This window comes from Streptomyces sp. TLI_105 (assembly GCF_900105415.1).
Lineage (GTDB): Bacteria > Actinomycetota > Actinomycetes > Streptomycetales > Streptomycetaceae > Streptomyces.
In genome coordinates, this window is sequence record NZ_FNSM01000001.1 from 1333785 (window position 1) to 1357920 (window position 24136).

Here is a 24136-nt window from a genome sequence, read left to right on the forward strand (position 1 = left end):
CCTCTGTCCGTATGCCGGACAAGGGGCCTGGACTGTGCCGGTCCGCTCCGTATCCTCTGCGCACGGGGTCCATGGGCCGGCCCCCGAGGGGCCGGAGGTGGTGGACAGTGACGACAGCTCCGCAGAGCCCTGCTCCGGTGGGCCGGGAGGAACTCCTCACCCGCCTCGAGCGCGCCCTCCACACCCGGGGCCGCGCCCTGCTCACCGGCCCCGCCGGCGTCGGCAAGACCGAGGTCGCGCTCGCCGAGGCGGCCCGCGCGGAGGCGCGCGGCGAGACCGTGCTGTGGCTCGCGACCCTGCCGTCCGACCGTGAGATACCCGGGGCGGCGGCCGCGGCGCTCGTGGCCTCGGTGGCGGCGACCGTCACCTGGCCGGGGCTCGGCACCAGCCGCCCCGAACCGCCCGCCCCGCACGCCCCCGCCACCGAGCCGTACGGCGCCGGAGGGACCGGAGGCGTCGGAGGGACCGGCGCGTCCGGAGCCGACCCGGCCGCCGCGGGCGCGCTCGCCGCCGGGCCCCTCTCCCCCGGCGCGCTCGCCTCCGGGATCCTCACCTCCGGCGTGCTGGCCTCCGGGATCTTCTCCTCCGGGGTCTTCGACCAGCTGCCGGGCCCCCAGCGCACCGCCGTCGCCATGCTCTGCCGCGAGGCGCCGATCGACGCCGGCGGCTGGGACCCGATCGCGCTGCGCCTCGGCATCGCCCGGATCCTGCGCGCCCTGACCTGCCGCGGCCCCGTCCTGCTCGTCGTCGACGGGGTGCAGCACATCGACGCGGACAGCGCGGACCTGCTCCGGTTCGCCCTCCACCTGGCCCCGCCCTCGCTGCGGGTGGTGGCGGTGGAGACCCCCGAGCCGTACGCCGAGACCCATGAGCCGTACCGCGAGAGCCACCGCCCCGAGGACCCGCACGCCGCACACCTCTGGGTGCCGTCCGAGGCGGACGTGCTGCGCGTCCCGCCGCTGCAGGCCGACGAGATCGCCGAACTCCTCATCCACCACCGGCTGCCCTCCCGGATGGCCGGCCGCATCCACCGCGCGAGCGGCGGCAATCCACGCCTCGCGCTCGCCGTCGGCCGCTCCCTCGCCGACGCGCGGACCCCGGTGCACCACGCGGAGGCGCTGACGCTCTCCGGGCGCGCCCGCGACCTGGCCCGCCAGCTCCTGGGCGCCGCGCCCCCCGCCGTACGCGAGACGCTGCTGCTCGCGGCGCTCGCGCTGCGCCCCTCCGCCACTCTGGTGCGGCGGGCCGGGCGGCCCAGCGCGGAGGCGGACCTCGCCGCCGCCGAGCGGGCCGACCTGGTGTCGCTGTCCGAGGACGGCTCGGTGACGTTCACCGCCGGACTGCTGCCCTCCACCCTGGTTCACGACGCCTGTTGGGCCGAGCGGAGCGCCGGGCACGCGGCCCTCGCGGAGGTCGTGGACGACCCCGTCGAGGCGGTGCGGCACCGGGCGCTGGCCACCGAGCGGCCGGACGAGGAGCTCGCCGCCGAGGTCGCGGCCGCCGCCGACCTGGCCCGGCGGCGCGGGAACAGCGCGCTCGCCGCCGAACTGGCGATGCTCGCCGCCGAGTCCACCCCCGGCCGGCACGGGACGCGGCGGATCACGCGGCTCGTCGACGCCGCCGAGGAGGCCGCCCGCGCCGCCCGCGCCGACCTCGCGATGCGGGCCGCCACCGACCTGCTGGCCCGGGACGCGGGACCGTCCGACCGGGTCAGGGCGCGGCTCGCCGTGCTCGACACGGCGGGTCAGGGGCTCACCGGGCTCGACGAGATGTACGTCCACGCCATGGAGGACTCCGAGGGGGACACCGCCCTGCGGGCCGCCGTGCAGCTGCGGCTCGCCGTCAAGTACGTGCTGGCGGACGGCGATCCGGAGCGCTCGCGGGCGGCGGCGGTCGAATCGGCCGCGCTGGCCTCCTCGATGGGCGATCCCCGGCTCGCGGCGCAGGCCCTGACCGTGCAGGCGCGGATGGAGCGGGCCCTCGGCTTCCCGGACGCCGAGGCCGTGCTCGCCCAGGCGCGCGGCCTGGAACGGGCCGAGCGTCCGCTCGGCATCCGGAACGCCGCCCAGATCCTGACGATCCGTCACGCCCTCTTCGACGACCGGCTGAACGACGCCCGGGACGAGCTGAACGCGCTCCTGCCCCTGGTCCAGCGGCGCGGCTCGGTGGAGGACACGATCGAGCTGTTCTCCACGCTGGCCGCGATCGAGTCCCGCCGGGGCGCCTGCGCGGCCGCGCTCTCGCACGCGGGGCAGTCGCTCGCGCTCACCCTGGAGGCGGGTCTCTCCCCCGGCCCCGCCTGGTACACGCTGGCGCTCGCGGAGACGGCAGGCGGCAGCTTCGCGCGGGCCGCGAGCTATGCCCGCCGCAGCGTGCAGGCCTCGGAGGAGGAGGGCGACCGCGTCTTCCTCTCCCGCAGCCGGTACGCGCTCGGCCGCGTCCAGCTGATCACCGGCGACGTCGCCACCGCCCTGGAGACGCTGCGGCGGGTCCAGGCCGACGAGCGCGCCCAGTCGACGGTGGACCCCTCGATGCTGCGCTGGCACGAGGAGCTGGCCGAGGCGCTGCTCGCCCAGGACGCGGCCGACGAGGCCTTGGCGCTCCTGGCGGAGGTGCGGCCGGTGGCGGAGCGCCTGGGCCGGTCCACGGTCCTGCTGGGCTGCGACCGGGCGTACGCGCTGTGCCTGGCGGCGGAGGGGCGTACGGACGAGGCGGCCGAGCTGCTCACCCGTACGGCCGAGAGCTTCGGGCGGGCCGGGCTGCCGCTGGAGCGGGGGCGCGTGCTGATCGCCCTGGCGCGGGTCGAGCGCCGTCGTCGGCGCCGGTCGGCGGCGCAGGCGGCCCTGCACGAGGCGGCCTCGGTGTTCGAGCGGGCCGGGGCGGCTCCGTGGCTGGCCCTGGCGAGCGAGACGCCGGCGGGCGAGGGCGCAGGTCCCGGTGCCGGCGGCGAGGAGTCGGTGCCCGCGCTCTCGTCGCTGACGGAGGCGGAGCTGCGGCTGGCCCGTCTGGTGGGCCAGGGGGCGAGCAACCAGGAGGCGGCGGCGAAGCTGTACCTGAGCGTGAAGACGGTGGAGGCGCGGCTGACCCGCATCTACCAGAAGCTCGACGTCCGCTCCCGGGCGCAATTGGCGACGGCCCTGCGTCCGTGACGGCTCCGGGCGATGTCCTTACGCCGCCCCCGGCACCCGCCGACCCCGCAGCCCGCACGACCGGCCCCTCACCCCAGGCCCGACCGACCCCGCCCCGCCCGAGGCCCGCCACACGACGGGCCCGCGCCGAAGCGACAGAAACGCGGCCCCGGAGAGACCAGGCCTGCTCCGCAGCGCCGGGACACGGGGCCGGGGAGACCGGACCCGCCCCCCGGGCGCCGTCACGCGGTTCAGGCCGTCGGGGCGCCGAACCACTCGGTCAGGGGGCCGAGAAGGTCCTCCTGGTCCTCGCCGACCCACACCACGTGGCCGTCCGGCCGCATCAGCACGGCGGGCGCGTCCAGTTCCTCGCTGACGTCGACGACGTGGTCGACGCGGTCCGCCCAGCCCTCCGCCGAGAGCCGGCCGGTCTGGTCGAGCAGCAGTCCGCGGCCGCCGTGCGTCAGCTCGTACAGGCGCCCCCGCTTCAGCCCGACGTCCCGCAGCCGCCGCCCGAGGAGTTCATGGCCCTCGCCGAGGTCGTAGCGGACGTCGACGGCGGTGATCATGCCGGTCACGAACCGGTTGACCTCCGCGAAGTCCATCAGCTCCGAGAACAGCTCGCGCAGCGCGGTCGCCCCGGGATCGCTGCCCAGCAGCGTCATCTGGGCGCGGGTGTTCTTCACGACGCGGGCGCCGACGGGGTGCCGTTCGGCCTCGTACGTGTCGAGCAGCCCGTCGGGCGCCCAGCCGGCGACCGCTGCGGCCAGCTTCCAACCGAGGTTGAACGCGTCCTGGACACCGAGGTTGAGGCCCTGGCCGCCGGTCGGCGGGTGGATGTGCGCCGCGTCGCCGGCCAGGAACACCCGGCCGACCCGGTAGCGCTCGGCCTGCCGGGTGGCGTCGCCGAAGCGGGACAGCCAGCGGGGCGAGTGGACGCCGAAGTCGGTGCCGGCGAAGACCCGCAGCCGGGTCTTGAACTCCTCGAGGGTCGGCGCGGTCGAACGGTCCTCGGCCACGCCGTCGGCGGGCACGACGACGCGGCACGCGCCGTCCCCGAGGGGCTTGAGACCGAACCGCAGCTCGGTCTTCTGGACCTCCGCGGTGACGGCGGCGATGGTCTCCGGGTCCGCGGTCGCCTCCATGTCGCCGATGAGCGTCTCGACGGTGGCGGGCTCGCCGGGGAAGGCGACGCCGAGCAGCTTGCGCACGGTGCTGCGGCCGCCGTCGCACGCGGCGACGTAGCGCGCGCGCAGCTCGGTGCCGTCCGCGAGCTCGACGGTCACCCCGTCCTCGTCCTGGTCGATCCCGACCACCTCGGCGCCGCGCCGGATCTCCGTGCCGAGTTCGAGCGCGCGCTCGTTCAACAGCCGCTCGGTGACCGGCTGCGGCGTGGCGAGGCCGTACGGGTGGGCCGTGTCGAGCCGCTCCGGCCACGGCTTCATCACGCCGCCGAAGAGGCCACCGACCTGGAACCTCTCGCTGACCGCGGTGAACCGCTCCAGGAGGCCCCGCTGGTCCATCATCTCGACGCTGCGCGCGTGCAGGCCCTGTCCGCGCGACTCCCGGGTCGGCTCGGCCAGCTTCTCCAGGACGACCACCCGCGCGTCGTGCAGCCGCAGTTCGCTCGCGAGCATCAGACCGGTCGGTCCGCCGCCGACCACGATCACATCAATCATTCGGTACGCCCCGTTTTCCGCAGTTCCTTGCTTCGAACGGAGATTCTGCGGCACGACGGGGGCCTTGCCGCAAGGCCCCCCGTGCGCTATATCTTGAGAGTGGCAAGGAGAGGTCATCCCTCCTTGCCTTTGTCGTTTCTCCGGCTCTGTGCGCCGCGGGTCTCCGGCTCTGTGCGCCGCGGGCCGCTCAGATCGTGAAGGGGCGCTGGTTCAGGAAGTCCGGGTCCGGGGTGCCGGTCAGGTAGAGGTTCGGGCTCTGGGTCGGGGGGAGCCGGCGCTGGATGTGCCGGTGGAAGGTGCGGTAGTCGCCCCGGAAGGCACCCCCGTCCCACACCTGGAGCAGGGCCTCGGTGAAGGCGCCGTTGACGTCGCCGTCGGCGGCGACCTGGTTGTCCTGGCAGGCCGAGACGAGAAGGGCGTCGTGGCCCGTCCCTCCGGCGGGGGCGTCCTTCGCGAGGGTCCGCTGGAGCTCTTCGAGGTAGGAGCGGTCGCGCTCGTAGAGCTGCCGTTGCCGTGGCTCCGGCATGTAGCGGCCCGTGCTGTCGTCCGGTCCGCCGCCGGGGAGTTCGATGCTGCTGCCGCTGTGGCAGCAGTCGAGGAGGGCGACGATCCGTACGCCGTCGGCGAAGGCGCGGAAGGCCTGCGCGACCTCGTCGTCGAGGAGCTGGCGGTCGTAGAGGACGAGGGTCTCGTCGAGGGCGTCGGGCTCGTCCTCGGGTCCCGTGACGTCGGGGACCTGGCCGCCGTGTCCCGAGTAGGTGAAGAGCAGGATGTCGCCGGGGACCAGGCGGGCGGCGGCGGCGCGGAGCACGGAGGTGACGTGGGCGACCGTGCCGTCCGGGGTGAGCAGGGTGGTGGCCTCGAAGCCGGCGGTCCTGGCCAGCCGTGCCATGTCGCGGGCGTCGTTCTCGCAGGCGACCAGGGTGCCGTCCCAGCCCTCGTATCGGGCGGGGTCGACCCGGTTCAGTCCGACGTGCAGGGAGAGTCCGGTGGCCATGGGGTGCCTCCTCGTGCGGAGCGGAGGGATGCCGGGGCGGGAGAGCCGGGGCGGGGACTGCGGGGAAACCAGGAACGCGGAGGAATGCGGGGCGGGGGACGCCGGGGGCCGAGGGAGACGCCGGGGCGGGGAGGCCAGGGAACCGGGGGTGCCGGAGGCCCGGTGCCGCCGGGGCGGCTGATCGAGTGGCCTGTGGTCCTGCGCCGAGCACGACCCCCTCCACGCGGTACTTACATCGTATGAATCCTTCCGATCCTCCGCCCCCTTCCGCATCGCCCGTCGTCGCCGGACCCGACGCCCGGCGGGCCGCCCTCGCCGGCCGCGCCGGCTACGACGAGGCCTTCCTCGGCCCCGTCGTCCCGCTGGCGCTCCCGGTCAGGGACACGGTCGAGACGGTGATCCTGCCGTACACCCACTTCACCGTGGTCTTCCGGCCCGACCGGCGGCTCGCGGCCTCGACCGCGGTCTGCATCGAGGGCGGGGCCCTCCTGGAGGACATGCCCCGGGAGGACGTCTGGGAGTTCGACCCCCGGCTGCCGGAGGAGCAGCAGGCCGGCGACGAGATCTACCGGAACAACAGCCTCGACCGGGGCCACCTGGTCCGCCGGCTCGATCCGGTCTGGGGCGCCCCCGCCGTCGCGGCCCTTGCCAATACGGACACCTTCCACTTCACCAACGCCGCTCCCCAGGCGGACGTCTTCAACCAGGGCAAGGAGCTCTGGCAGGGCCTGGAGAACCACCTGCTCGACCACGCCGCCGAGTACGACCGGAAGCTGACGGTCCTCACCGGCCCGGTGCTCCAGGACTCCGACCCGCCGTACCGGGGCCTGCAGGTGCCGCTGCGGTTCTGGAAGGTGGCCGCCTTCATCCAGGACGGGGCGCTCGCCGCCGCCGCGTACGTCCTCGACCAGAGCCCCGACCTCAGCCGGGACGCGGAGCGGGCCCTGGCGGGGGCGACGGCCGGCGCACCGCCGCCGCTGGGTCCGTTCCGCACGTACCAGGTGCCCGTCTCGGACGTCGCGGAGATCACCGAGCTGGAGTTCGGCCCGCTGCCGGACGTGGACGTGATGCCGGTGTTCCGCGCCCCGGAGGAGCGTTGGCGGCGCCTGGAGTCGTACGCGGACATGGTGCTGCACCCCTGACGCCGGGGGGCCGCGAGCAGCGATTGCGACCCTTCCCGCCCGGTGAAACGATGGGAGGGATCAGCCAGTTCGTCTGGCCTCGACCGGTCATGTCCGGTCACGACTGATCTCGTCAGGTCCGGCGCCGGAGCGACCGGCGCTGCGCGAAGAGCGCCGGGCAGGTGCGGTATGCCGCTCACCGAGACGGAGTGGGGGCTCGTCGCGAGCTGGGCACGGGACCATCTCCTCGACGCCCCCGAGCCGCGGGACCGGCTGCTGCGCGCGGGCCTTCCCGCCGACTTCGTCGAGGACCTGCCGCTCACCCCGGACCCCGGGCGGAACGCCCTGCTCGTGGTCGCCGCGGCCCGCCGGGACATCGCCCACCAGCGCCGGCTGCTCTCCGTGCTCGCGGGACTCGACGCGCTGGCCGCGATCGACGATCCGCGCGGCTTCGAGCAGGGCGCCGAGGCCCGGAACCTGCTGACCCGGCTGCGGGAGGACGAGCGGCTGCGCCGTTCTCCCCGGGACCCGTTCCACAGCACGCTCCTGAAGCACGGTACGGAGGTGTTCCTGGACCGAAGCGAGCTGCGCGAGAAGCTCCGGGGCTTCCTGGCCGATCCGGAGCAGACGGTGTTCGTCGTCGACGGGCCCGAGGACAGCGGCCGCTCCTACACGTACGAGCTGATCCGCCATCTCGGCCAGCACTGCGACTTCCACCCGGTCCGGGTCACGCTCTCCCGGACGTCCACGGCGGCGCGGCTGCTGGAGCGGCTCTCGGCCTTCGTGGCGGGCCCGGAGGGCGACCGGGTCCCGCTGGACCCCACGCGGTTGAACGATCCACTGCCCTGCTTCGAGGACGCCGCACACCGGATCGTCGCCCGGGCGACCGCCGCCGAGGACCGCTTCTGGCTGGTCCTCGACGACTGCGACCGGCTCGACCCGCACTCGGACGTGTGGGACTGCATCGGCGTCCTCGCGCGGGCGATCTACGAGCACACCCCGGTCCGCGCCGAGACCGTGCCCCGCCTCGTCCTGCTCGGCTACGCGAAGACCATGCGCCAACTCCCGTACGAGATCCGCAAGAACGAGTGCCGGGACACGAGCCGTCCCGCCGACGAGAACGATCTGCGGTCGTTCTTCCGGGAGTTCTTCACCGACACCGTCCCCGCCGGGCAGGAGGAGACCGTCCGCGCGCTCACGGAGACGGCCGTGGCCGAGGTGCTGCGGGCCGTCGAGTCGTCCTCGACGGAGGACGGTCGCATGCGGCGGCTGTGCACGGCCGTGGAGGAGGTCGTACGGCTCCACCGGGCGCTCCCGCCGACGTCGCCGCCGCCGGGCGAGGCCGGTCACGTGCTGCGGGACGCGCTGCGCACCGGTCTCGCCGCCCCCGCCGCCGCGCTGCCCGGTCTGCGCAGGGCCTACCGCGAGGCCGCCTGCCTGCTCCGGGAGTTCGACCCCGCGCGGCTCCGGCTCGCCGACGAGGAGCAGGCCACCGGGCGGGCCGTCCTGGAGCTCGTCGACGACTGCACGGCCCTGCCGGCGCCCGTAGGGTGTCTGGTCGATCAGGCCGGATCAGGGAGCGGCGTCCGGTGCCTGGGGTACCCCCAGGACCGAGGGGACGGATCGCAAGGCGGAGGAGGGAGTCATGGCGGAGCCATGCCGGCCGACGACGACGCGGCGAGGCGCGGTGCCAGACGCCGCGAGCCCGGCCCGATCGACCAGACGCCCCCCGGCACCACCGTGTGGACGCTCAAGCCCGAGATCCGCGACGCGGCGCTGGCCGGCCTCGCGGGCCCCGGCGCCGCCCTGCGCGCCCTGCGGGCCAACATCGGCCTGCGGCCCGAGGGCCCCGGCCCCGAGCGCACGGCCCTCGCCCTGCTGACGGGCGCGGGCCTGCCGCCGACCGGGACGGAGCCGGCGGACCCGGGCGCCGGCTCCCACGACGAGGTCGAGGCGCTCTCCGACGCGCTGCAGGCCACGCTCTGGCTGAGCCGGGTCCCGGGCGTGACCGGACTGCCCGAGGTCGACGAGGTGCAGCACCGCCTGGAGCGGGCCCGGCTCCTCCAGCCGATGCGCCGGCTCGTCCGGGGGACCTTCCACGACCGCACCGCCGAACTCGACGCCCTGCACGCCTATCTCGCGCTGCCCGAGGAGCCGGCGGAGCCGCCCGTCCTCCTGCACGGTGTCGGCGGCATCGGCAAGAGCACCCTGCTCGCCAAGTTCCTCGTCGACGCGCTCGCCGCCGCGGGCCCCGCCGGATTCCCCTTCGCCCACATCGACTTCGCGCGCCCGACGCTCTCCGTCCACGAACCCGCCACCGTGATCGCCGAGATGGCCCGGCAGCTGGGCGTCCACCATCCGGCCCACCGCGCGGCCTTCGAGGAGCTCGCCGACGAGTGCGAGCGGACGGCGGCGCTCCAGCGCGGCGAGCGCAACGAGCTCGACGAGCTCCACCGGCTGGCCGGCACCCGGGCGACGCTCGGCCGCGACTACTCGTCCGACTTCCACGCCCGGGCCAGCGCCCGCGAGCAGGAGCTCGCCCACCGGGTCGCCTCCCTGGTCGCCGAGGCCGTCCGGCCGGCGCCGGGCGAGGCGCCGCCACCGCTGGTCGTGGTCGTCGACTCCTTCGAGGAGGCCCAGTACCGGGGCTCGCCCGTCATCGCCCGCATGTGGGCCGTCTGGACGGCCCTGCGGGCGGCCTACTCCCGGCTCCGGTTCATCGTCTCCGGGCGCGCGCCGATCGACCATCCGGCCCGGGTCCTGACCCCGCGCACGATGGAGCTGACCGAGCTGGACCACGAGGCCTCCGTGGACCTGCTGATGTCCTCCGGGGTGACCGACGAGCCGCTCGCCGAGGACCTCGTCGACCGGATCGGCGGCCATCCGCTGAGCCTCAAGCTCGCGGCGCGGACGGCGGTCGCCCTGGGCGCCGACTCCCCCTCGCTCGGCGAGCTGCTGCGCAGACTGCCCTCCCGGCGCCGCCACTTCGACCGCCAGGTCGACCAGATGCTCATCCAGGGCACGCTGTACGACCGGCTGCTCAAGCACATCGCGGAGGACGACGTCCGGGTCCTCGTGCAGGCGGGTCTGGCCCTCCGCTTCATCACCCCCGACCTGGTCCGGGAGGTCCTCGCGAAGCCGGCGGGGCTCGTGGTCGAGAGCGCCGGGGAGGCCCGCAGGCTCTACGGGCTGCTCACCTCCCGGGCGGACCTGATGGAGTCGGCGGGACCGGGGGCCATCCGGCACCGGACCGATCTGCGGGCGATCATGCTGCGCCTGTCGGACAGCGCGCGGACCGATCTGATGCGGGCGGTGGACCGGAGGGCCGTCGCGTACTACGCGGCCCGCGAGGGGCCCCGGGAGCGCGCCGAGGAGATCTACCACCGGCTCCGGCTGGGCGAGAACCCCCGTACGGTGGAGGCCCGTTGGGAGCCGGGCGTGGCGCCCTACCTGGGCGGCTCGGCGTACCGGGAGATGGCGCGCCGCTCGGCGGCGTTCCTCCTCGGCCGGATCGGCGGTCACGTGCCGGACCAGATCATGACCGAGGCCGACCAGGAGGACTGGGAGCGGATCGCGGCGCGCGAGGTGGAGGACCTGCTCACCCAGGGATACGTGGAGGCCGCGGGCCAGCGGCTCTCGGAGCGGCGGCCGTGGACGCCGTGCAGCAGGCTGCACGCGCTGCTCGCCGAGACGCTCGCCCGCTCGGGGCGGACGGCTCAGGCGCGCGAGGGCGCCGAGCGGGCCGTGGACCGGGCGGAGGAGGCGGGGTGTGCGGAGACCCAGCTCGAACTGCTCCAGCTGTCGGCCCGGCTCGCCCAGGACTCGGGCGACTTCGCGGAGGCGGACCGTGACCTCCAGGAGGCGGAGGAGATCGCCGCGGGCCTCGGGCTGCGCCACGAGTCGCTGGGGGTGCTGGTCGCCCGGTCGCGCCTCGCGGAGCTCGCGGACGTCGACGCCGCCCCGGCGGAGGAGCGCCTGGCCCGGACGCTGCGCGGGATGCCGGACGCGGACCTGGCCCGGCAGCCCTCCCTGGCCCGTACGGCGGCGGCCGCGGCGTACCGGGCGGATCCCCGGCTCCTGGAGCACACGCTGCGGCTGGTGGGGCTCCCGGCGGACGAGGAGGCGGTGGTGACCGAGCTGGCCCGCTGGATCGACGCCACCCTCACCGACGAGCCCGGCCTGCGCGGGCCGCTGACCCGCATCCTGGAGTCCGCCGCCGGGGCCGAGACCTTCCTCGACGAGGACCGTCCGGATCTGGAAGGCATCGAGCGGGCCCTGCGGGAGGCGCGGGGGCGCGGCACCCTGGACAGCGTCGCCCGGCAGGCGCTCGCCCTCCGGGACGGCAGCGGGGCCCTGCTGCTCGGAGTGGCCTCCGCGATGGGCGCGGGCCCGCCCCGGCCGCAACCGTCTCCGCTTCCGCCTCCGCCCGGAGCGGACGTCGACGGACACGGCGCGGGGCGGGGGCCGGGACCGCGCTTCCGGCTGGGAGACACCGGTCCGCGCCCCGACCGGGAAGCCATTGGCCAGTCGCCCCGCCCCGACCGGGAAGCCACCGGCCAGTCGCCCCGCCCCGACCAAGGAGCCACCGGCCGGTGGAGCCGCCCACTCCAAGGAGCCCCCGGCCGGTGGGCGCGGCCCCGCCGGGGAGGCGCCGGCCTGTGGACCCGGCCGCCGCCGAACGCCGCCGGGGCCGCGCTCCGGAAGGTGCCGTTCCTGCCGCAGGCGCAGCTGGTCCGGGTCCGCAACGCCGCCCTGGAGGCGGGGCTCGCCGACCGGGCCCTGCGCCCGACGCTGCTCAAGGGCATCCCGGGCTACTTCACGGCCACGCTCGAACCGCTGGAGGACCCCCGGGAGCAGGCGCACGCCGACCTCGACGCGATGAACCAGGTCGAGCGGCTCCTCGACGGGCTGGTGCCGCTGGAGATCTGGCTGCACAACGCGATCGAGCAGACCCACGAGCCGGGCCCGCGCGCCGTGCTCCAGGGCGCCCTGGACGCCGTGGCCCGCGCGATCACCGGCGAGGCGGAGCTCCCGGCGGAGATGATGCCCGGGGAGATGAAGGAGGAGATCGTCCTCCAGGACGACACGGTGCCGTACGGGTTCCTGCACGGCGGCATCCGGGCCGGTGCCTCCGTCGCGCTGCTGCGGATCCCGCCGTACGAGTCGGGTGCGCCGCTCCTTCCCTCGTATCCGCACGGCGGCACCGGCTGGATGATCGCCCCCGGGCTTCTGATCACCAACCACCACGTGGTGATGGCCCGTTCGTGGGAGTCGGGCGTCCGGCCGTACGTGAGCGACGAGGACCTGCGGCTCCAGGCGCTGATGTCGCGCTCCCGCTTCGACTTCGTCGAGGACGCGGCGAGCGCGCCGGAGGCGACGGCCGGCGAGCTCGCGGCCTGGGACGCGGCGCTCGACTACGCGATCGTGCGGCTCTCCGCCGGCCAGGAGGAGCGGCCGACGCTCCGGATCGCCACCCGGCCGCTGCTCGTCCGGGAGCGGCAGCGCGTCCCGGTCAACATCATCCAGCACCCGGGCGGGCTCCCGAAGCGGGTCGCGCTGCGCAACAACCTGGTCTACCGGGCGGACGAGCACGACATCCTGTACTTCACCGACACCCGGGGCGGTTCCTCCGGCTCCCCGGTCTGCCTCGACGACTGGACGGTCGTGGGGCTGCACCGGGGGACGCGGAAGGTGGACGAGGTCGAGTTCCAGGGCGCCCGGACGCGGTTCGTGAACGTGGGCACCCAGATGAGCGGCATCCTGACCCATCTGCGGGAGTCCCGGCCCGAGTTGTACGGGGAGATCATGGCGGCCCAGTCGGGGCGGCCCGTCCGGGGGGAAGCGAACGCGAAGCCGAGGTGAGCGACCATGCCGAACGGATCACGGAGCGTGTCGCCGGTGGCGACCGGTGCCGAGCGGATCTTCGGTGATCTGCGGGAGGTGGCCGCGCGGGTGCGCGCGGAACTGGAGGCGGAGATCGCCGAGGCCGCGCTCGAACTGCCCGCCGGCGCGGCGCCGGCGGCCGAGATCTCCCGCTTCGCCCGTGACGAGCGGGCCCGCGTCCTGGAGGCGGGGGTCAGCGGTCTGGAGAAGCTGGCCGGGCACCGCGAGGACGAGCTCGACGAGGGCGAGGCCTTCGGTGTGGAGGCGATCGTCCTCCTGGAGGGCCGGCCCGCGATCCTGGTCCAGCGCCAGGACTTCGCCCCGCAGCACGACGAGTGGTCGGTGCTCGAACCGCAGCGGCCCGCGATCCGGGAGTCGCTCGCGCGGGTCGGCCGGGTCGAGGTCACCGGGCATCCCAGCCTGGACTGGATCGGCACGGCGTTCCTGGTCGGCCCGCGCACGGTGATGACGAACCGTCATGTGGCGGTGGAGTTCAGCCGCTTCGAGGACGAGCGCTGGATGCTGGAGTTCGGCATGTCGGCGCGGGTCGACCCGGCGGAGGAGCTGCCCGTCGAGGGCGGGCCGCCCGGGGCCTCGGTGCCGTACGAGATCACCGACGTCATCGGCGTCCACCCCGACGTCGACATGGCCCTGCTCCGCGTCGAGCCCTCGACGGAGGACGGTCTGCCGACGCCGCTCGCGGTCGCGGCGGACGGGCCGGCGGACCTGCCGGGCCGCCCGGTGTACGTGATCGGCTACCCGGCCTGGGACGGCCGGCGCAACGAGCCCGAGTCGATGCGCCGGATCTTCATGGACGTCTACAACGTGAAGCGGCTCCAGCCGGGCGCGGCCACCGAGTTCACCCCGGGCGGCCTGGTGATGAAGCACGACTGCTCGACGCTCGGCGGCAACAGCGGCTCCCCGGTGTTCGACCTCGCCGACCACCGGGTCCTCGGGCTGCACTTCGGCGGCCGCTACCGCACGGGCAACTTCGCCGTCCCGCTCTGGGAGCTGGTGGAGGACCCGCTGCTCGACAAGGCGGAGGTCAACTGGGTCTGAGCGGCCCCTACTCGGCGAGGGCCACGGCGTACGCCCCGCGGGCGGTGGTCCCGTCGGGGAGGCGCCACTCGGCCGTGACCCCGCCGCGGCCCGGTGCGCCGTCCGCGCCGGGGCGCAGGACGCGCCGCAGCCGGAGCGTCAGCGGCGCGGCCGCGTCGGCCTCCCGCACCTCCACGTCGGTGCGGTCGGGGCCTTCCGTGACCCGTACGAGCTCCGCGCCGGGGCCGGCGGGGGCGAGCGAGGCGGAGACGGTGGGGTCGGTCGTGTCGTCGACGGACTGGTGCTGCGCCTCGGCCCGGCCGGCGAGCAGGGCGTACAACTGGGCGACGAGCACCGGGTCGTGGGCGCCGTCGTAGATCCAGCGCGTGCCGAGGACGCCGTGTTCGGAGGTGCCGATGAGGGCGTGCTCGGCGCCCTCCAGGGGTGCGCCCCGGTAGGTCATCGGGACCAGGTAGGCGATCGCGTCCGGTCCGGAGCCGTCGGTGACGGCCATGAACTCGATGCCCACCTCGCCGGCGGGGTCGTCCAGCCGGAAGCCGCCCGCCTTGGCCGGCCGCGGCTCCTCGGCTCCACCGGCGTACCAGGCGCGGGTGGGCAGCCAGGAGGCGAGCAGTTCCAGCTTGGTGGGCTGCATCGTGGTGTGGTGGATGACGGCCATCGTGCGTTTCTCCCTCTCGACCCGGGGCCAGAGCACCGCAACCTAACAGACGGACCGGGTCGCGATGCGGGGGCGTCCACGACGGCCTAGCCTGGGAGTGGAGTGTTGTCCCCGGCCGGCAGGAGGCCCGCCGTGAGGTACTCGCACACCGGGAACCGACGCGTCTGCGCGACCTTCGCGGCCCTGGGGATCCTCGTCGTCCCCGTGGGCGCGGGCTCGGCCCTCGCGGCCGAACCACCCGACCCCGTCGCCCTGGTGGCGGCCCCGTCCCCCTCGGCGGACGCGGGCTTCCCGGAACTCACCCCGGCCGTCGCCGCCCGCCTGGACCGGGCGGTCCAGGACGTGATGAAGGAGACGGGCGTCCCGGGCGTCACCGTCGGCCTCTCGGCGCCCGGCAAGGGTACGTACATCCGCTCCTTCGGGATCGCCGACAAGGCCACCGGGCAGCCCATGAACCCAGGGCTCTACATGCGGATCGGCAGCGAGACCAAGACCTTCACCGTGACCGCCCTGCTCGAACTGGTCGACCGGGGCAAGGTGAGCGTGGACGACCCGATCTCGAAGTACGTCGACGGCGTGCCGAACGGCGACAAGATCACCCTGCGCAACCTGGCGTCCATGCGCAGCGGTCTCTTCAACTACTCGGCGGACGAGGGCTTCTACAAGGCGCTCACGTCGAACCCCGACCGGCCCTTCACCCCGCAGGAGCTGCTCGCCTACTCGTTCAAGCACCCGATCCAGTTCCAGCCGGGCGCCGAGTTCGACTACTGCAACACGAACCTGATCCTGCTCGGGCTCGTCGTCGAGAAGGTCAGCGGGACACCGCTGCACGAGTTCATCCAGAAGAACGTCCTCGACCCCGCGGGCCTGCGCCACACGGTCTTCCCGACGGACGCCGCGTTCCCGAGCCCGCACGCCCACGGCTACACCGAGCAGACCGCCTCGGGGAAGCTGGAGGACTCCACCGACTGGAACCCCTCCTGGGGCTGGGCGGCCGGTGCGATGATCTCGGACCTCCAGGACCTGCGCACCTGGGCCCGTGTGGTGGCGACCGGGACCCTGCTGACCCCGAAGACGCAGGCCGAGCGGCTGAAGACGTACCCCTCGGGCGTCCCCGGCGCGGGCTACGGCCTCGGCATCTTCAACATTCAGGGCTGGATCGGTCACAACGGCTCCCTGCCGGGTTACGAGTCGCTCACGCTCTACCTTCCGGAGGCCAAGGCCACGCTGGTCGTCCTTCTCAACACGGACGTCCTGCACGACAACAACGAGCCCAGCACGCTCTTCGGCCAGGCCATCACCCGCATCGTGACCCCGGGCCACGTCTTCGACATCCCGGTGACGGAACCCAAGCCGAGTCCGAGCGGAAGCTGACGCGCGTCCCGCCCGGCCCCGCGACCACCTGCCTGTTAATCTCCTCTTTGTCCTGAACAATCCCCCGGCAGTCGTCCGTGCCGCCGCAGAGTCGGGAGCAGCAGTGACCGGTGGACCCGAGCCCATCAGCGCCGTCGCCCGCGAGGATCTCGAGCGCGAGCTCGCCGAGCTCCGCACCGAACGCGAGGCCGTCGCCGCCACCCTGCGGGGCGGTGGCGGCGACGAGGTCGGCGACCGGGCCGACCAAGCCGACGAGTTGCAGCGCGCCGACGACCTCGACCGCCTGGACGCCGACATCCAGGAGATCGAGGGGCGGCTCAAGGAGGCGTCCGTCGCGCCGGCTCCGTCCTCCGACGCGGTCGGTGTGGGCAGCAGCGTGACCGTGCGGTTCGAGGACGGCACCGAGTCGACCGTCCAGATCGGCGAGCTCGCGGACGCCCTGGACGCGACCCTGGTCACCGCCGACAGCCCGCTCGGCCGGGCCCTGCTCGGCCACAGCGCCGGCGACACCGTCACGTACGAGACACCCGAGGGCCGGGCGACCGCGGTCGTGCTCTCGCTCGGCTGACGGCGTGCCGGAAGCCGCCTCCCCCGGGCCCGGCCGTCAGGAGATCCGAGAAGCCGACCGCAAGGGCGGCCCGGGGCACACCGTCCTGGTGGCGCTGGCCCTCGCGGTTCCCGTCACCAAGCTGGCCTACACGGTCGGCGGCGGCGACGCCGTACGCGACGTGCTGGTCGGCATGGAGCCGGCGAACTGGCCGGACGTCCTCGTCGGCATGGTGATCACGGACCCGCTGCTCGGGTCCGTCCTCGCCGTCGTCGTCTCCCGGGTGGTCTTCGCCCTGTTCGCCGCGCGCGGGGCGGTCCCCCTCGGCGGCGGGACGGCGCGGGCCGTGCGGCGGGCGGCGCTCACGCTCGTCAACCCGATCGCCGTCGGGATCATCGACGCCTGTTTCTTCGGGCCGTGGTGGGGGCTCGCCACCGGGCTCGCCGCCTTCGCGCTGCGCCAGGGCGTGGTCGTGGAGTACCGCACGGGACGACGCCGCCCGCACCACCGGCACGAGCAGGACCGGGCCGGGCACGTCGATCCCGGCTACCGGCCGCCCTCCTGGCTGCGCAGGGCCGCCGGTGTGGAGCAGTGGGTGGCGCTGGCCCTGACGGTGTTCGTGCTGCCGTTCCTGGCGTTCGTGTCGGCGCTCGACGGGCAGGCGTGGACGTCCGTCGTCGAGTGCCGGGTGACGGAGGGCGCGCGGACCGGGAGCGGCCGTCTGATCGAGCTGAGCCGCGAGGGCGACGGCGTGGTCGGCTGGAACCTGGACTCCGGGCAGATCTCCAACGGCCTCGGCTGCACGAGCGAGGAGAGCCGCTACGTGCGCGAGCCGTGGTGGCGTCGCTGACGGCCGCGCCGGTCAGCCCGTGACGATCCCGGTGACGAGGTTGATGGTGGTGGCCAGGATGCTCGCCCCGAAGACGTACGAGAGCAGGCAGTGCCGCAGGACGATCGACCGGACCGTGGGGCTGGAGACGTTCGTGTCGGAGACCTGGTAGGTCATGCCGAGGTTGAAGCTGAAGTACAGGAAGTCGCTGTACTTCGGCGGGGCCGGGGAGTTGAAGTCGATCCCGCCGCCGGGTTTCAGGGCGTAGTAGAGGTACGCGTACCGGGTGGCGTACATGAGGTGGAGCGCCGCCCAGGCCATGAAGACGCCGCAGAGCGCCGTCGCGGCCGCCGCGTGGCTCAGGTCGGTGCGGCCGACCAGGAGCAGCACGACGATGCCGACGAGCCCGCACAGGGAGGTCGCGACCACGACGAGTTCCTCGACGACGGGCCGGAACTCCTCGCGCCGGACGTTGTGGTGCGTCGTGGCGGCGTCCATGGGCCACAGGACGATCCAGCCGATGACGACGAAGAGGGTCTCGGCCGCGGCGATGCCGGCGAGGACGCCCAGCGGGGTGTGGGTCAGGGCGGCGACGGCCGCGCCGGCCGCCGCCCCGGCGAGCGCCGAGACGGCGAGCCGGGGTACGGCGCCGAGGAGCCGTCGGTCCACGGCTCAGGGCTCCAGGACGACGACGGCCTCGTCCGTGTAGGCGAGGAAGGTCAGGGTCTCCTGGAGGTACAGCTCCACGCCGGTCGCGTCGTGCGCGGTGTAGCCGATCGCCACGTCCTGGCCGATGCGCAGCTCGAAGTCGCCGCCCCGGGTGGAGAGGACGAATCCGCCGTCGAGGGCGGGCGCCCAGATCGGGGAGCCGTCGAGCATCCGGGCGAGGTGGGCCGCGATCGGGTAGCCGTGGTCGGAGGTCTCGCTGACCGCCCGGTACTGGTCGGCGCCGAGCAGCAGGGCGTACGGTCCGTCGACGCCGGCGAGCCGCAGGGCGGTGAGGGCCCGGCTGACCGCGTCGGGGTAGTCGCGGGGCTCGGTCGGCAGCCGCAGCACCGCGTTGGAGCTGCGGCGCCGCAGCCCTTCGACGCCCGCGGTCTCGTACCCCTCGAAGACCATGCGGTCCTCGATGAGCGCCAGGGCGCGGGCCGCGTCCTTGACGGGCTGCCAGTCGGAGTCCCTGGAGCCGCGCTCGACGTCGTCGACGGCGGCCCGGGCGACGGTGAACGGCACGCGGACCTCGACGAGGGGCCGCACCACGCGCAGCCGTGCCGTGACGCCGGGCGCGGGCGCCGCCAGGTCGGAGAGGTGGCCCGTGCCGACGGCCGAGAGTTCCGGTCCGGCCGGGTCGGGGACGTCGACGACGCGGCGGCCCGCGACGTTGCGGCGGAAGGTGCGGCGGGCCTCCTCCTCGATCTCGGCCCAGGCGGCCGCGGTGATCGGGGCGAGTTCGCGGTGGAGGTTGCTGGTGGACTCGGGGGGCGTCATGGGGCGAGGGCTCCTTTCAGGCTGCCGATGCCCAGGGTCTCTCCGGGGGCCGCGGCGGCCGGCGGGGCGGGGAGGTCGTCGAGGAGGTCGGCGCTCGGCACGAAGAAGAGGCCGCCGGTCACGGCCCGGGAGAAGTCGAGGATGCGGTCCGTGGTGCCGGGGGGATCGCCGAGGAACATGTTGCGGAGCATCCGCTCGGTCACGGCGGGCGTGCGCGCGTAGCCGATGAAGTAGGTGCCGAACTCGCCGGTGCCGATCTGGCCGAACGGCATGTTGGCGCGGAAGATCTGCTGCTGGACGCCGTCCTCGTCGGTGATCGTGTTCAGCGTGACGTGCGAGTCGGCGGGCTTGGCGTCGTCGGACAGTTCGATGTTGGAGCCCTTGGCGCGCCCGATGACGTGCTCCTGCTGCTCGACGGTGAGCGCGTCCCAGGCCGCCATGTCGTGCACGTACTTCTGGACCGTCACATAGCTGCCGCCCCGGAAGTCCGGGTCCTCGTCGCCGATGTGGACGGCGTCGGCGGCCGTCGTGCCCTCGGGGTTCTCGCTGCCGTCGACGAAGCCGAGCAGGTCGCGGTCGTCGAAGTACGCGAAGCCGTGCACCTCGTCGACGACGGTCACGGCGGCGCCCAGGGCGGCCACGATGTGCCTGGCCAGTTCGAAGCAGAGGTCCAGGCGCCGGGCACGCAGGTGGAAGAGCAGGTCACCGGGGGTGGCCGGGGCGCGGTGGCGGGGGCCCCGCAGGGCCGGAAAGGGGTGCAGCTCCCGGGGGCGGGGACCCCCGACGAGCCGGTCCCATCCCTCGGATCCGATGCCGGCGACGCAGGTGAGGTACGAGTCGGGGGCGCGGAACGCCACCGAACGGGTCAGTCCCGTCAGGTCCTGGAGCGTCTCCCGCACCGCGGCCTCACCGCCCGGGTCGACGGTGGCCACCAGGAAGACGGCCGCCTGCGAGGGCGGGGCTACGACGCGCTGGGGTACGACCATGGCGCTCCCACGAGAGATCGACGAAAGCGGAGGAAAGGGACAGCGTCAGCGTAGGTGCGCATGATCCGGTACGCAGCCCGGCGCGGCCCCCTCCGGCGATGGGGTGGCAGGGGCCGGGCGGCGGGCTTAGCCTGCCCCAAGGGGTCCTTTTGTCCCATCATGCCCATGCGTCCGCAGGGCGAGAGGGTGAAGCGCCTTGAGCACCGACCAGGACGAGACCGCCGCCCAGGACGAGCGGGAACCCCTCGGACCCCGGGTGGGACCGCCCCCCGAGCGCGACCCCGAATTCCGTCCGTACCACCACCCGGCCGCCGGCTGGGGCGCCGCGAAGAGCGTGACGAGCTTCCTCGTGCGCGAGGGCGCGCTGGTCGACGGTCCGCGCGCGATCATGAAGATGAACCACGAGAACACCGGCTTCGACTGTCCCGGTTGCGCCTGGCCCGACGACACCAAGGGCCTCCACCTGGACATCTGCGAGAACGGCATCAAGCACGTCACCTGGGAGATGACCCGCAAGCGGGTGGGGCGCGAGTTCTTCGCCGCCCACTCGGTGACCGAGCTCGCCGGGTGGAGCGACTACGACCTGGAGAACCAGGGCCGCCTCACCGAGCCGATGGTCTACGACCCCGGGTCGGACCACTACGTCCCGATCAGCTGGAAGGACGCCTTCGAGCTCGTCGGCCGCACCCTGCGCGGCCTCGACGACCCGAACCGGGCCACGTACTACACCTCGGGCCGGCTCGGCAACGAGGCCACCTTCCTCTACCAGCTGATGGCCCGCGAACTGGGCACCAACAACCTGCCCGACTGCTCCAACATGTGCCACGAGGCCAGCGGCCGGGCGATGCAGGCCGCCCTGGGCACCGGCAAGGGCACCGTCGACCTCGAGGACTGGCAGACCGCCGACGCGCTCTTCATCTTCGGCGTCAACGCCGCCTCGAACGCGCCCCGGATGCTCACCGCCCTCGCCGAGGCGTACCACCGCGGCGCGCAGATCGTGCACGTCAACCCGCTCGTCGAGGCCGCCGCCACCCGCACCATCGTCCCGCACGACTTCACGGACATGGCGCTCTTCAAGACGACGAGGACCAGCACGCTCAACCTCCAGCCGCGCATCGGCGGCGACATGGCGCTGCTGCGCGGCATGGCCAAGGCGATCCTGGAGCAGTCGTCGACCGACCCGAAGGCCCTGGACCGGGAGTTCATCGAGCGGCACACCTCCGGCTTCGAGGAGTACCGCGCCCTGTGCGAGGCCACGCCGTGGGAGGAGCTCGAACGGCAGTCCGGGCTGAGCCGCGCCGACATCCTGAAGGCGGCGCGCGTGTACGGCGACGCCGACCGCTCCATCGTCAGCTGGTGCCTCGGCATCACCCAGCACGAGCACGGCGTCGACACCGTGCGGGAGATCGTCAACCTGCTGCTGCTCCGCGGCAACCTCGGCCGGGAGGGCGCCGGCCCCTCCCCCGTGCGCGGCCACAGCAACGTCCAGGGCAACCGCACCTGCGGCATCGACCACCACCCGAGCGCGGAGTTCCTGGACCGGCTCGCCGAGGTCTGCGAGATCGAGCCGCCCCGGGCGCACGGCAAGGACACCGTCGCGAGCATCAAGGCGATGCACGACGGCGAGATCACCGTCTTCGTCGGCATGGGCGGCAACTTCGCGCTCGCCGCCCCCGACACCCCGTACACCTACGAGGCGCTGCGCAAGTGCGAGCTGACCGTCCAGGTCAGCACCAAGCTGAACCGCAGCCACATCGTGCACGGCCGCCGGGCCCTCATCCTGCCCTGCCTCGGCCGGACCGAGAAGGACCACCAGCGCAAGGGCGTGCAGAGCACCTCGGTCGAGGACTCGATGAGCATGGTGCACCTGTCCGTCGGGATGAAGCGGCCCGCCTCGCCGCACCTGCTCTCCGAGCCGGCCATCATCGCGGGCATGGCCCGCGCCGCGCTGCCCGACAGCGCCACGCCCTGGGAGTGGTACGTCGAGGACTACGACCGCATCCGGGACACCATGGCCCGGGCACTCGACGGCTTCGAGGACTTCAACCGGCGCGTGCGCCTGCCGCTCGGCTTCCGCATCAAGCAGCCCGCGCGCGAGCTGGTCTTCCTCACCCCGTCCGGGCGCGCCGAGTTCTCCAGCGCCGAACTGCCCGACGTGGTGCCCGCGCCCGGCACCCTGGCGCTCGGCACCATGCGCTCCCACGACCAGTGGAACACCACGATCTACTCCGACAACGACCGCTACCGGGGCATCAAGAACCTCCGCACGCTGGTCTTCATGAACCGGGCGGACATGCGCGAGCGCGGGATCGCCGACATGGCCCCCGTCGACATCACGAGCACCGCCAAGGACGGCAGCCGGCGGCACCTGAAGGGCTACCTCGCCGTCCCGTACGACATCCCGCGCGGCTGCGCGGCCGGCTACATGCCGGAGATGAACGTGCTGTGCGCCCTGGGCGACTACAGCACCCAGAGCGACCAGCCGATCATGAAGCACGTCAAGGTGACGATCGAGACCGCTTCCTGACGTCCGGTCACCCCTGGCGGACCAGCCGGTCCAGGAGGAGGTACGCGCGCCGCTCGGCGGCGGCGAGTTCGGTGGGGTCGATCTCGGCCGGCCACAGCTCGCCCGCCGCGGCGTCGTCGGCCTCCCGCAGCTCCACCGCGGCCGCCGCGAGCCGCGTCTGCACGAGCGGGAACGACCGCACGGCTCCTTCCCTCAGGGCCCGTTCGGCCCGCTCCGACGCCGCCGTGCAGGCGGCGAGCGCGCGCTCCGCCCGTACCGCCGCCCGGTCGTGGACCACGATCAGCGCGCAGCCGAGCGCGACGCCGACCCCGAGCACGCTGCTCAGCGCCCGGTCCTGCACGAGGGCCCCGGCCGGTGCGGGCGCGGCCAGATCGGTCAGGAGCAGTGCCAGCGGGGTGAGGAAGACGACGCCGAGGCCGTAGTTGCGGGCGACGACGTACTCCAGGAGGAACTCGAAGAGCACGATCACCAGGACGAGCACCACGGGCCCGGGGCCCAGGGCGAGGACGCCGAGGGCGAGCAGCAGGCCCGCGATCGTGCCGAGGGTGCGCTGGACGGCCCGCTGGGCCGCCGTCCGCACGTTGACCGAGTGGAGGACGGCGGCGGCGGAGATCGCCGCCCAGTAGCCGTGCCCGAGGCCCAGGAGGAAGGCCGCCCCGCCCGCGAGACCGGTGCCGAGGACCATCCGCAGGGCCGGCACGAGGAGGACCGCCGCGCGACCGTGGGCCGGTCCCGTCACCAGGGCGGCGGCGCGGAGTTCGGTGGCACGCAGGGTGGTCGGATCGACCGGCACCGGACCCGGTCTCGGTCCCGGTCCGGGGCTGGGGCCGGGCCGGGCGGGCATGCCGGCCTGGGCGATCAGGACGGGGAGCGTCAGCTCGGGCAGGAGCCGCGGGGCCCGCCGGCGGCTGACGAGCACCTTGCCCTGGCGGCGCAGGGCGCGGGCCAGACCGGCCGGGTCGTTCGGCGGGCGACGGGCGGACCCGACGAGCAGCGACCAGGACAGATCGGCGAGGCGCACGCAGGTGTCGCCCCGGCCGTGCCACTCGGCGCCCGACGGAGGCAGGACGCCGAGCGTGCGGTACGCCTGGAGGACGGCGGCGGTCGCCCGGTGCCGTACGGGCCCGGTCGCGCCGCCCGTCTCCCACAGGTCCGCGAGCTCGCGGAGGGCGGCGGCGACGGCGAGCCGCTGCGGACGGTCCGGGTGCACGAGGAGGCCCGCCACGGCGAGCGCCCAGGCGACGGCCGCTCCGCACGCGGCCAGGCCGGCCCGGGGCAGGACGTCGGCGGGGGACGAGGCGCCGTTGGCGGCGACCGCGAAGGAGAACAGCAGCAGCACCGCGCCGAGACCGCTCAGCCGGGCCGCGTCGCAGGCGAACTTCGCGAGACCGGCGACCAGGGCCGTGGCCGCGACCGTCACCGCGGCGCCCGCTCCCCCGTCCCGGGGCTGGGCCCAGGCCGCGAGCGCCGCGCCGCAGCCGACGCACGCGGTCATCGCCACGGCGACGACGGCGAGCACCCGGGCGCGGCGCGCGTAGGGCAGGTTGCGGCCGAAGGTGGTGGTGAAGGACCCCAGCATCGCGTAGACCGCCTGGTCGGCCCGTCCCGCCAGCGCCATCGGCAGCGCGGGCAGCGCCATGGCGAGCGCGGCGCGCAGGGCGAAGGACAGGGCGCCGTCCACGCTCTGCAGGGCGAGCGCGCCCCTCGGGGAGAGCGCGCGCCCCAGACGGGCGGCGGCGCGCCTCGGTCCGCCCGACGGGCGCCGGCGACAGGAATTCATGACCCGATCACCCTCGGCGAATTCCCTTCGCAAGTCAAAGAGGCATTTCCGATGACGTCATCCGCATCGCTTGTCCGAGC

General features: G+C 74.3%; 15 protein-coding genes. 8 read left to right on the forward strand and 7 right to left on the reverse strand.

Annotated elements, in window-relative coordinates; all coding sequences use genetic code 11:
• The first annotated feature begins 107 nt into the window (after positions 1-107).
• The gene (locus tag BLW86_RS06075) at positions 108-3149 is read left to right on the forward strand and encodes a helix-turn-helix transcriptional regulator (protein ID WP_256341236.1); all 3042 of its coding nucleotides are present in this window, start codon (positions 108-110) and stop codon (positions 3147-3149) included.
• 230 nt (positions 3150-3379) lie between these two features.
• Here the strand turns inward: BLW86_RS06075 and rox are convergent, their stop codons facing one another.
• Positions 3380-4807: a rifampin monooxygenase gene (gene rox, locus BLW86_RS06080; RefSeq protein WP_093873061.1), complete on the reverse strand. Its 1428-nt coding sequence runs from the start codon at positions 4805-4807 to the stop codon at positions 3380-3382.
• 187 nt (positions 4808-4994) lie between these two features.
• On the reverse strand, positions 4995-5804 hold the full coding sequence (locus tag BLW86_RS06085) for a caspase family protein (RefSeq protein WP_093873062.1): 810 nt from the start codon (positions 5802-5804) through the stop codon (positions 4995-4997).
• Positions 5805-6043: 239 nt separating this feature from the next.
• On the opposite strand from BLW86_RS06085, the gene BLW86_RS06090 reads away from it, so the two are divergent.
• The 3 genes from BLW86_RS06090 (at position 6044) to BLW86_RS06100 (ending at position 13867) form a co-directional block, all read left to right on the forward strand.
• Complete coding sequence (locus BLW86_RS06090) at positions 6044-6946, forward strand: DNA/RNA non-specific endonuclease (protein WP_093873063.1); 903 nt, start codon at positions 6044-6046, stop codon at positions 6944-6946.
• A gap of 168 nt (positions 6947-7114) precedes the next feature.
• Entirely contained in the window at positions 7115-12787 is a 5673-nt protein-coding gene (locus BLW86_RS06095; RefSeq protein ID WP_093873064.1) for a trypsin-like peptidase domain-containing protein, read from the forward strand.
• Positions 12788-12793: 6 nt separating this feature from the next.
• On the forward strand, positions 12794-13867 hold the full coding sequence (locus tag BLW86_RS06100; protein ID WP_093873065.1) for a trypsin-like serine peptidase: 1074 nt from the start codon (positions 12794-12796) through the stop codon (positions 13865-13867).
• Positions 13868-13874: 7 nt separating this feature from the next.
• Here the strand turns inward: BLW86_RS06100 and BLW86_RS06105 are convergent, their stop codons facing one another.
• On the reverse strand, positions 13875-14525 hold the full coding sequence (locus BLW86_RS06105; protein ID WP_093873066.1) for a maltokinase N-terminal cap-like domain-containing protein: 651 nt from the start codon (positions 14523-14525) through the stop codon (positions 13875-13877).
• Between the two features lie 132 nt (positions 14526-14657).
• Between BLW86_RS06105 and BLW86_RS06110 the strand changes: the two genes are divergently transcribed.
• The 3 genes from BLW86_RS06110 (at position 14658) to BLW86_RS06120 (ending at position 17296) form a co-directional block, all read left to right on the forward strand.
• Positions 14658-15899: a serine hydrolase domain-containing protein gene (locus BLW86_RS06110; RefSeq protein WP_177181573.1), complete on the forward strand. Its 1242-nt coding sequence runs from the start codon at positions 14658-14660 to the stop codon at positions 15897-15899.
• 103 nt (positions 15900-16002) lie between these two features.
• Positions 16003-16467, forward strand: coding sequence for a GreA/GreB family elongation factor (locus BLW86_RS06115; protein ID WP_093873067.1), 465 nt, complete (start codon positions 16003-16005; stop codon positions 16465-16467).
• Between the two features lie 4 nt (positions 16468-16471).
• Entirely contained in the window at positions 16472-17296 is an 825-nt protein-coding gene (locus tag BLW86_RS06120; protein WP_093873068.1) for a hypothetical protein, read from the forward strand.
• A 12-nt stretch (positions 17297-17308) separates the two neighbouring features.
• Here the strand turns inward: BLW86_RS06120 and BLW86_RS06125 are convergent, their stop codons facing one another.
• Genes BLW86_RS06125 through BLW86_RS06135 form a run of 3 tightly spaced genes read right to left on the reverse strand, consistent with a single transcriptional unit; the run spans position 17309 to position 19749 of the window.
• Positions 17309-17944: a DUF1345 domain-containing protein gene (locus BLW86_RS06125; RefSeq protein WP_093873069.1), complete on the reverse strand. Its 636-nt coding sequence runs from the start codon at positions 17942-17944 to the stop codon at positions 17309-17311.
• Between the two features lie 3 nt (positions 17945-17947).
• Positions 17948-18763, reverse strand: coding sequence for a family 1 encapsulin nanocompartment shell protein (locus BLW86_RS06130; protein ID WP_093873070.1), 816 nt, complete (start codon positions 18761-18763; stop codon positions 17948-17950).
• Positions 18760-19749: a Dyp-type peroxidase gene (locus tag BLW86_RS06135; protein ID WP_093873071.1), complete on the reverse strand. Its 990-nt coding sequence runs from the start codon at positions 19747-19749 to the stop codon at positions 18760-18762. Before BLW86_RS06135 ends, BLW86_RS06130 begins: the two co-directional genes overlap by 4 nt.
• Before the next feature lie 196 nt (positions 19750-19945).
• On the opposite strand from BLW86_RS06135, the gene BLW86_RS06140 reads away from it, so the two are divergent.
• Positions 19946-22276, forward strand: a complete 2331-nt coding sequence (locus BLW86_RS06140) for an FdhF/YdeP family oxidoreductase (protein WP_093873072.1) — start codon at positions 19946-19948, stop codon at positions 22274-22276.
• Between the two features lie 7 nt (positions 22277-22283).
• Here the strand turns inward: BLW86_RS06140 and BLW86_RS06145 are convergent, their stop codons facing one another.
• Entirely contained in the window at positions 22284-24056 is a 1773-nt protein-coding gene (locus tag BLW86_RS06145; RefSeq protein WP_093873073.1) for an FUSC family protein, read from the reverse strand.
• Between the last annotated feature and the right edge of the window lie 80 nt (positions 24057-24136).